The following is a 9,464-nucleotide window of genomic DNA, read 5'->3' on the forward strand; positions in this document are numbered from 1 at the left end:
ATTGCAGTTGTAACAGGCTCTATGCCAGTTACTGGAGTGCCACTTCCTTTTATAAGCTATGGAGGAAGTTCGTTGGTTATAAATATGACAGCCATGGGGATACTTTTAAATATATCAAGGCAAACTGAAAAATCAGAGGTCTTTTAACTTTGCGAAAGCAAAGTTTTTTTTTGGAAATAATTTAAAATTAATAAAATTGAGTTAATTATTGTAAAATGTACAGGAATTAGTGCACAAAGAACAATGTATGAATTTAAAAACATACAGCATATTAACAAAAATTCTTTCTCGTGAAAAAAAGATCAAAAATTTGTATTGACAAAAATACAATTAAGCTTTAAACTTCCAAATAACAAATTTAAACGGAAGGGAGATCATTATTATGCATAACTTTAGTCAGTATGTTAACTACATTATTATTAGCCTCATTAACCTCGTCCTTGTCATTCTCGGTGAGGTTATTTGTGCTGGTAAAAAGTGGTTAGCTGCTGATAAAGTTCATTTGATTAAGATTGCATGAGGTGAAATCCTAAATCAAAGGCTGTACAGTGTATCCACTGTACAGCCTTTTTGCTTGATAAAAATTTGTTTAAAAAAAATCTATGTGAGGAGGAATAAGAATGGAGCTAAGCGGCTGCCAGATATTAATAGAAACCCTTATTGAACAGGGTGTGACTACGCTATTCGGTTATCCGGGAGGGACAGTGCTCAGTATTTACGATGAACTTTACAAAAACAGACATCGTATCAACCATGTACTGACAGCCCATGAGCAGGGTGCAGCCCATGCAGCAGATGGCTACAGTCGTGCCAGCGGCCAGGTGGGCGTTTGTATCGCGACCTCAGGGCCAGGGGCGACAAACCTAATGACAGGGCTTGCCACAGCAAAAGCGGATTCCATTCCCATGGTTGCAATTACAGGAAATGTGCCAATGGAGCTAATCGGTTCCGATAGTTTCCAAGAGGTAGATACCTTTGGCTTATCCATTCCTGTAACAAAGCATAGCTTTCGCATTGATAACGTAGAAACTCTTGCAGAAACAGTTAGAGAGGCATTTCGACTTGCAAAAAGCGGGCGTCCCGGTCCTGTATTGGTGGACATCCCGAAAAATATACAGTTAGATAAAACCGAATACGCGCCTAAGGGCATTGCGGAAAAATTAACAGACTTCAAGCCTGATACAGCTTTATTAGACCAGGCGGTAACAATGATAAACGAAAGTAAATGCCCCGTAATATATTGCGGTGGCGGCGTAATAAACGCAAATTGCTCAGAGATTATAACGAAACTGATTGAAAAAACCGATGCCTTTATGGTTTGCAGTATGATGGGCTTAACGGCAATGGATAATAGCCATCCCAAGTATCTAGGTATGAGTGGGATGCACGGCAGATTTGCTGCCACCAAGGCCATCAGCGAGTGTGACTTGGTTATTGCAGCGGGGGTTCGCTTTACAGATAGAGCAACAGGAAACAGAAGCAAGTTTGCTCCAAATGCAAAAATTATCCATTTAGATGTTGATTCGGCTGAGCATGGCAAAAATATCGACGCGGCACTACAAATTCCCGGAGACTTATATTTTGCACTGTGTTACATAAACTCAAAGCTGGAGCCCCAAAAGCATCCAGAGTGGGAAAATGAGGTAAGCGGCTATAAAAACAAAACAAAAGAGGTTTCTTTACCAAAGGGCTATTTATTGCCTTGGCAGGTAATTGGCGCTGTGAATTGCAGAGCTACACCTGAAACAAATATTGCTACTGATGTTGGTCAGCATCAAATGTGGGTTGCCCAATATTATAACTTTAAAAAACCAAGAACTTTGCAAACCAGCGGCGGTTTGGGCACCATGGGCTACGGAATGGGTGCTGCTATTGGTGCCGCAATGGCAACTGGAGAAAAAACAGTACTTTTTACTGGAGACGGCAGTTTTGGTATGAACCTAAATGAAATGGCAACGGCTGTTTCCCAAAAACTTCCCCTTATCATTGTTGTTCTGAACAACGGGGTGCTGGGAATGATAAGGCAATGGCAGAATCTTTTCTTTGAGAATCATTTTATGTCTAGCAACTTGGAGCGAAAGACTGATTTTGTAAAGCTGGCAGAAGCTTTTGGTGCAACAGGCTTACGTGCCAAGAACCTAGAGGAATTAGACGAAGCCATGGACAAAGCCTTTGCTTTAAACAGCCCTGTATTAATTGATTGTTTGATTCCCGACGAAGAAAATGTATTTCCTATGGTTCCGCCCAACGGCTCCATGGACGACATTATTTTGAAATGAGGTGATTTGAATGAGTAATGTCAATGATCAACAATTTGCGGTTTCCATTATTGTATCAAATCAATCAGGGGCCCTTACCAGAATATCGTCTCTCTTTAGTCAAAGAAATTTTAATATCGACAGCTTCACCTGCGGTGAAACGATTAATCCTGAGGTTTCAAGGATGACCATAACCGCTACAGGTGATGCCAATAAAAAGGATCAGCTGCTCAAACAAATTTCTAAGCTATATGATGTGAAAAAAGTTGAGCTAATGACCACGGACAACACAATTTTGCGGGAGCTTTTAATCGCAAAGGTCAATGCAACGGGTGATACCCTTCAAACGATACTGGAAGCAGCAAATGTATTTCGCTCGAAAGTGGTGGATATGTCTCCCGATTCAGTATGCATTGAAATAACAGGAGAAAGTAGTAAGCTTAATGCTTTTCTTACTTATATAGCCCCTTACGGCATACTTGAATACTGTCGTACCGGACTCATCGCTGTTGAACGCGGCAGCAAATGTTTATATGGTGTAGAGTAATATCAAAATATAATTACAAAGGAGAATGTAAAATGGCTAAAATGTATTATGAACAGGACGCAAAGAAAGAAATGTTGGCAGGAAAAAAGGTAGCAGTAGTTGGTTATGGTTCCCAGGGGCATGCGCATGCACTGAACCTCAAAGATAGTGGCGCTGATGTAGTTGTTGCTCTTTACGAAGGTTCTAAGAGCAAGGCTCGTGCTGAAGCAGACGGTTTGACAGTTATGACAACTCCAGAAGCGGTTAAGGCTGCTGATATCATCATGATTCTGGTAAATGATGAAACGCAAGCAAAGATGTATCAGTCTGATATTAAGCCATATCTGAAATCCGGTTCTACACTGGCATTTGCCCATGGTTTTAATATCCACTATGGTCAGATTGTGCCTCCTAGCGATGTAGATGTTATCATGGTTGCACCTAAGGGTCCCGGACATGTTGTAAGAAGTACATATAAAGAAGGTTTTGGCGTTCCTGCACTGATCGCTGTTTTCCAGGATGCAAGCGGCAATGCAAAGGATGTGGCGTTGGCTTATGCTGATGGCTTGGGCGCAACAAGAGCAGGGGTTTTGGAAACTACTTTTAGAGAAGAAACAGAGACAGACTTATTCGGTGAGCAGGCAGTACTTTGTGGTGGTGTTTCCGCATTGATGAAAGCAGGCTTTGATACTTTGGTTGAAGCGGGATATCAGCCTGAAAATGCTTACTTTGAATGTATTCATGAAATGAAGCTGATCATTGACTTAGTTGTAAAAGAAGGTCTTTCCTTCATGCGTTACTCTTGCAGTGATACTGCAGAATATGGCGATTACACAGCAGGTCCTAAAATCATCACAGAACAGACAAGAGAAGCAATGCGTGGTATCTTGAAGGATATCCAGGATGGTTCCTTCGCAAGAGAATGGATTCTGGAAAATCAGGCGAACCGTCCTCATTTCAACGCCATGAGAAGAATGCAAAAGGCGCATTTGAGTGAATCTGTTGGAGCGGAATTGAGAAGCCACATGAGACAACACTAATCTTTACCTATTATAGATCATGTTATTTTGAGGTATAACCGGTTTATTCGGGCCCAATGCTCTTTGATATTTGGAATTAGAACTCCTATTATATTGGAAATGCATCACAAATGGTTTTTAAAAAGTGGGGGGCTTCCCTATTGGATTTTCCTTTAGGGAGTTAAAAAGGGTGCTGTAAAAGGATGATTTTTCATTGTTTTGCAGCACCTTTTTGTAATAAAACAAAGCAAAATTGAATCCTTAGATAACAAGATCTAAGGTCTGGCTGAAAAGCTATTTTTGGATATAAATTATAAAATAAGTAGTAGAAAAAGGGCATTTCTCAAACCATACCATGGCTTGAGGAATGCCCTTTTTTCGTAAAACAGATCAGATTAAAGACACATACTTTTCAATAACATCAACGATTTTTTCTAGATCCATGCGAGAGGTATTTAAAATTAAGTCGTAATTTCCAGTTGCACCCCATTTTAATCCTGTAAAATAGTTATAGTAATTTGCACGACGTTTATCTGTTTTGATAACAGCAGCTTCTGCATTTTTTTCTGGAAGGTCATATTGTTCCACTGCTCTATTAATACGATCCTTCAAGTCTGCTTGTAAAAAAACATTGATACAATTTTCTGTATCGGAAAGAATATAATCAGCGGAACGCCCAACAATGACGCAACTTCCTTTTTCCGCCACCTCTTTTATTACCTGAGATTGCACAAGGAATATTTTTTCGTTTAAAGGTAGGCCGAAGGATTCTACACTGGGGGTCAGGGTCGTCAGGGAGAGCAAAAGATTTCCAGTAGAAGTTTCTTCCGCATTGACAAAACATTCCTTCGATAGCCCAGTTTTTTCTGCGGCTAGAGAAATGATTTCATTATCGTAAAAAGGAATCCCTAAGCGTTCTGCCAATAGTTTACCTACGATACGCCCACCACTGCCATACTGGCGGCTGATTGTAATAATTTTATGCTTATCCATATGAATCACTCCTATTTGTCAATTTATAAATATAATGATAAAATATCAAAAGAACAAAAACCAAGAAAATTGTAGGAATATAGAAATAGCATAAGAGGCGAATACTCCTCCTATATATTTAGTATATCACAATTACATAAAAAAGGAAATAACCCGTAATTTCAGGTTCGGTTCAATTTATATGATTTTGCAAATCAAGCTTGAAACTTTTTCGGGAAAACTTTACTTTTTTTAGAAAAATGGTATGATAGAGAAAGAAAATTTTGTATTTGAAGGAGAATTAAAAATGGGTGAAGCATTAGCAGGCTTGAAGAGAAGCTGTATGTGTTGTGATGTAAATGAAACCATGATTGGCAAAGAAGTAACGGTAATGGGCTGGGTTCAGCGTCGCCGTGACCTTGGACAGCTGATCTTTATTGCGTTAAGAGATAAAACCGGATTAGTACAGATTGCTATTGATGGAAATGTAGCGGAAAAAGAATTGTTTGAGAAGGCAGAAAGTGTTAGAAGCGAATTTGTATTGGCTGTTCGTGGACAAGTTGCCCCTAGAACAGAGGGGAATATTAACCCTAACATGAAAACAGGAACCATTGAAATTATTGCATCTGAGTTCCGTATTCTTTCCGAAGCCGAAACAACACCGTTTCAGATTGAGGATAATATTACTGTTAAGGATGACTTAAGGTTTAAATATCGCTATTTGGACTTGCGCCGTCCCAGTCAGTTAAATAATCTTGTGTTAAGACATAAGGTTGTTCAAGTGATGAGGAATTTCTTGGATCAGGAAGACTTTTTGGAAATTGAGACACCTATTTTGGGAATCAGCACACCTGAGGGAGCGAGAGATTATTTAGTACCCAGTCGTGTGCATCCTGGTAGTTTTTATGGACTGCCTCAGTCCCCTCAGCAGTATAAGCAGTTGCTAATGGTTTCTGGTATGGATCGTTATTATCAGATTGCAAAATGTTTCCGTGATGAAGATTTAAGAGCGGACCGCCAGCCGGAGTTTACTCAGGTTGATATGGAGCTTTCCTTTATTGATGTTGAGGATATTTTGGATATCAATGAAAGAATGATGCAAAAAGTATTTCGGGATATTTTGAACGTAGAAATTTCTTTGCCTTTGAAGAGAATGTCATACAAAGAGGCTATGGAACGCTTTGGTTCTGATAAACCTGATATCCGCTTTGGTATGGAGCTTGTAAATATTTCTGAGGTGGTTGGAGATACAGATTTTGTAGTATTTAGAACTGCGTTAGAAGCAGGCGGTAGTGTGCGTGCAATTAATGCAAAGGGCTGCGGAACTTTCCCTAGAAAGAAAATTGACAGCTTGGTTGAGTTCGTAAAAACCTACCGTGCAAAGGGCCTAGCATGGATTGCTATTAATGAGGATGGCAGTTTGAAAACTCAGATTGCAAAATTCTTTACAGATGAAAAATTAGCGGAAATCGTAGATAAAATGGACGGTAAGCCTGGCGATTTGATTTTGATTTGCGCAGATCAGGATAAGGTTGTATTTGATTCTTTGGGAGCATTGCGTTTGGAGCTTTCTAAAATGTTGGAGTTAACAAAGGCTGATGATTTTAGTTTCCTTTGGATTACTGAATTCCCTATGTTAGAGTGGGATGAGGAAGCAGGCAGATTTGTGGCGGTACACCATCCATTCACAGCACCTATGGATGAAGATATTGATTTGCTGGAGACAGACCCCGGGAAGGTTCGTGCAAAAGCGTATGATATTGTATTAAATGGATATGAATTGGGCGGTGGCTCCATCAGAATTCACCGTAGAGATGTACAGCAGAAAATGTTTGGACTTTTAGGATTTACACTAGAAGATGCACAGCAGCGTTTTGGCTATTTTTTAGACGCATTTAAATATGGTGCGCCTCCTCATGGTGGTCTGGCCTTTGGTTTGGATAGAATTATCATGCTTATGTGCGGTGCAAGTAGTATACGTGATGTCATTGCTTTTCCTAAGGTGAAGGACGCATCTTGCCCTATGACCGATGCCCCTACTGTTGTGGATGAAAAGCAGTTGGATGAATTGGGAATTTGCATTAAGAAAGAAATAATGGACGCAGCAGAAGAGTCTGAATAATTTTCGGAGATAACAATGAAATGAATAAATTAATTATGACAATTGTATTTCAGAAATTAGTATAACTTGTTTATGAAGTTGATCTTCCTGAAGAATATGTAGTTGACTGAAGATGACAATTACTATAGGAAATGAAGGCAGAGTATTATCTCTGTCTTTATTTTTTTATTCCGTTCATTGTCAAAACTTTCAGCTAAGGGGGTTAAATTATTATATCATTCTTGACATTTACTTAAAAAAAGCGCAAAATAATATTGTTTCCTATTTCGATGCGTGGCTCAGTTTGGTAGAGCGCGGCGTTCGGGACGCCGAGGTCGCAGGTTCGAATCCTGTCGCATCGATGGGTGTAAAAAGGTGCTGAAAACCTTGATTTTAAAGGGTTTTGGCACTTTTTTTATTGCTCGAAAACGACGTATTATTTGGTGTCGTTTTTTGTCGTTTATTATCATTTTGCAAGTCAAATGCAAGTCAATGCAAGTCAAAATGCAAGTCAGATTTTCACGATGTGAGTATCTTGATTTGTACCACCCGCGATGTAAGAATTTAATTTATCCATTGATTTTCGTTTGTGCTTCCCATCTAAATGCGTGTAAATATTTAAGGTGGTTTGCACGTCCGAGTGACCCAGCTGCTCTTTTGCGGTCAATACATCCACTTCTGCAAAGTAAAGCATGGTAGCATATGTATGTCTTAACCAATGGGCAGTGAATCGGGGAATGATAAATGGGACACCTTGAGGCTGAAATTTGCTTTTTGGCTGACCTGAAATTTGATTGCTAAAATTTCCGTATTTTATATTTAAATCTGTTAAGTAACTGTCCCATAGCCTACGCCAACTAACCTCACTCATAAGTTGGCCCTTTGCAGAAGGGCAGACGATTACGGAATCTGTACAGTCCTTTTTCTTTTCACGCAAAAAATCCACAAGGATGTTAGGTATATTAATAGTTCGAATACTGTTTTTTGATTTGGCTGTGTTTTTTAGAACCGGTTGGCCGTTAATAAATTCAATGGTTTTGTTAATATCAATTGTAGCATCTTTAAAACTAATATCCGACCATGTGAGTGCCAGGAGTTCGCCTCTGCGTAAACCTGCAAACATCATAATCATAGCTGCCGATTGTGCTCTGTGAGGTGTTTCAATAATCCATTGTTGTTCTTCTTGCGTTAATGCCCGCCTGGTACTGCTTTCTGGTACACGAGGGATTTTAACCGCCGATACGGGGTTATAGTCCATGACTCTGTTGTCAATCGCCATTTGACACACCTGTAAAGCAACTGACCGAATTTGTTTGAGGCTTGATTTTGCTGATGGCTCGCCTGTGTTTGGATTTTCTTTTGCAAGAGCTAAAATGATTTGCTGAAAATCAGCAGTTTTCAGGCGTGTAATAGGGTGATTAAATAACGGCTCGTATTTTTTCATACTGCGCTTATAGCTTTCCATACGTCCGTAGGATACCTCTGCGCTTTTAAGGGCACTCCATGCCTCCATCCAAAATTCGAACGTATCCCGATCAGCAGTGATATCAATGCCTTTGTACATAGACATCTTTAGTTCTTGCGCCTTTGCGTCTGCCTCCTTTTGGTTTTTTCCATAGACGGTTTTATATTTTCGTTTTCCACCAAATTCTCCAAGAAATACCTGGACGGCGATTCTACCATCAGCACGGACGGTGTTTTTCTTTTTTGCCATAAAAATAAGACCTCCTTTATTTATTTTTTGGTATGGTAAATAAAGCGGTCTTGTGATACAATTAGCTTGTCGAAGGCAGTTGTACCACGGTATGACCGCTTGTCCCTCACTTCGTTGGTAGCGGAGTGGGGGTTTTTTTTCAAATAAAACAATTTACTGAGCGCATTTTAAACAAGGAGTTAGTCCTTTTGCTAAGGCATTTTCCATTGTACTCTCAAAATAAGTGCCGCCGTTGCAATTGCTATCAAAATGATATTTCTTGCCTGTACGGGTTATATAGACAGTCGTACCTTTTTTATCTACTGAAACAGTAGCAGAGGGACTTTCGCTTACTGAAGTTTGCTGTTCTGTAACTACAGGTTGGGTTGAATCTGTTTCAGAGATAGAGATTGTTTGAGTTGTAGCATTCCAATTTACATCACAATTTAAATTCTCCGCAACAAATCTTGCGGGAACCATGGTCCTACCATTAATGATTTGGGGTGGTACCTCTAGAGTACAGGAATTTCCATTCACTATAGCGGTTGTTTCGTTTAATACGAGTTTAATACTTGTATTATCACGTATGGCGGTAATGGTTTTTGTTGATTCATCCCAAGACACGGTTGCCCCTAAACTTTCAAAAATGGATCGTATAGGAACTAAAGTTCGACCATTTACAATAACAGGTGATGCATCTGTTTGCAAATTGACACCATTAATCATAATGTTAGCAGCAAAGGCGTTTGTAGCTAATAATACAGTTACTAAAAATGTTGCAATAATTGTTTTCCATCTCATAGCGATATTCCTCCCTTAATTTGACAATATATCCCATACTGTCTATAATAATATTAAGGGTTTGTTCTTCCGACAAATCTAACTTTTCCCTTAC

8 protein-coding genes and 1 tRNA gene are annotated in these 9,464 nt (G+C 39.5%); 6 read left to right on the top strand and 3 right to left on the bottom strand.

Annotated elements, in window-relative coordinates:
• From RTK36_RS16570 to ilvC, 4 genes are all read left to right on the top strand, one after another.
• Nucleotides 1-147: an FtsW/RodA/SpoVE family cell cycle protein gene (locus RTK36_RS16570; protein ID WP_442871336.1), complete on the top strand. Its 147-nt coding sequence runs from the start codon at nucleotides 1-3 to the stop codon at nucleotides 145-147.
• Nucleotides 148-620: 473 nt separating this feature from the next.
• Nucleotides 621-2,279 carry a biosynthetic-type acetolactate synthase large subunit gene (gene ilvB / locus RTK36_RS05215; protein WP_312045010.1) on the top strand — a complete coding sequence of 553 codons (1,659 nt, stop codon included), beginning with the start codon at nucleotides 621-623 and terminating at the stop codon, nucleotides 2,277-2,279.
• Nucleotides 2,280-2,289: 10 nt separating this feature from the next.
• On the top strand, nucleotides 2,290-2,805 hold the full coding sequence (ilvN, locus tag RTK36_RS05220) for an acetolactate synthase small subunit (protein WP_312045012.1): 516 nt from the start codon (nucleotides 2,290-2,292) through the stop codon (nucleotides 2,803-2,805).
• Between the two features lie 32 nt (nucleotides 2,806-2,837).
• Nucleotides 2,838-3,824, top strand: coding sequence for a ketol-acid reductoisomerase (gene ilvC / locus RTK36_RS05225; protein WP_312045014.1), 987 nt, complete (start codon nucleotides 2,838-2,840; stop codon nucleotides 3,822-3,824).
• 369 nt (nucleotides 3,825-4,193) lie between these two features.
• Here the strand turns inward: ilvC and RTK36_RS05230 are convergent, their stop codons facing one another.
• Entirely contained in the window at nucleotides 4,194-4,796 is a 603-nt protein-coding gene (locus RTK36_RS05230) for a cytidylate kinase-like family protein (RefSeq protein ID WP_312045016.1), read from the bottom strand.
• A gap of 286 nt (nucleotides 4,797-5,082) precedes the next feature.
• Between RTK36_RS05230 and aspS the strand changes: the two genes are divergently transcribed.
• A complete protein-coding gene (gene aspS, locus RTK36_RS05235; RefSeq protein WP_312045018.1) occupies nucleotides 5,083-6,897 on the top strand; it encodes an aspartate--tRNA ligase in 1,815 nt (604 codons plus the stop codon).
• A 267-nt stretch (nucleotides 6,898-7,164) separates the two neighbouring features.
• A tRNA-Pro gene (locus tag RTK36_RS05240) sits at nucleotides 7,165-7,238 on the top strand.
• Nucleotides 7,239-7,387: 149 nt separating this feature from the next.
• On the opposite strand, the gene RTK36_RS05245 is transcribed toward RTK36_RS05240, so the two are convergent.
• Nucleotides 7,388-8,590 carry a tyrosine-type recombinase/integrase gene (locus tag RTK36_RS05245; RefSeq protein WP_312045020.1) on the bottom strand — a complete coding sequence of 401 codons (1,203 nt, stop codon included), beginning with the start codon at nucleotides 8,588-8,590 and terminating at the stop codon, nucleotides 7,388-7,390.
• Nucleotides 8,591-8,743: 153 nt separating this feature from the next.
• A complete protein-coding gene (locus RTK36_RS05250) occupies nucleotides 8,744-9,370 on the bottom strand; it encodes a copper amine oxidase N-terminal domain-containing protein (RefSeq protein ID WP_312045022.1) in 627 nt (208 codons plus the stop codon).
• Nucleotides 9,371-9,464: the final 94 nt, after the last annotated feature.

This window comes from Anaerotignum sp., assembly GCF_031981185.1.
Lineage (GTDB): Bacteria > Bacillota > Clostridia > Lachnospirales > Anaerotignaceae > Chakrabartyella.

Excerpts from the sequence above, each read along its gene's own strand:
- aspS (WP_312045018.1), top strand. The coding sequence starts at position 5,083 with ATGGGTGAAGCATTAGCAGGCTTGAAGAGAAGCTGTATGTGTTGTGAT.
- ilvC (WP_312045014.1), top strand. The coding sequence starts at position 2,838 with ATGGCTAAAATGTATTATGAACAGGACGCAAAGAAAGAAATGTTGGCA.
- ilvB (WP_312045010.1), top strand. The coding sequence starts at position 621 with ATGGAGCTAAGCGGCTGCCAGATATTAATAGAAACCCTTATTGAACAG.
- RTK36_RS05245 (WP_312045020.1), bottom strand. The coding sequence starts at position 8,590 with ATGGCAAAAAAGAAAAACACCGTCCGTGCTGATGGTAGAATCGCCGTC.
- RTK36_RS05230 (WP_312045016.1), bottom strand. The coding sequence starts at position 4,796 with ATGGATAAGCATAAAATTATTACAATCAGCCGCCAGTATGGCAGTGGT.
- ilvN (WP_312045012.1), top strand. The coding sequence starts at position 2,290 with ATGAGTAATGTCAATGATCAACAATTTGCGGTTTCCATTATTGTATCA.
- RTK36_RS05250 (WP_312045022.1), bottom strand. The coding sequence starts at position 9,370 with ATGAGATGGAAAACAATTATTGCAACATTTTTAGTAACTGTATTATTA.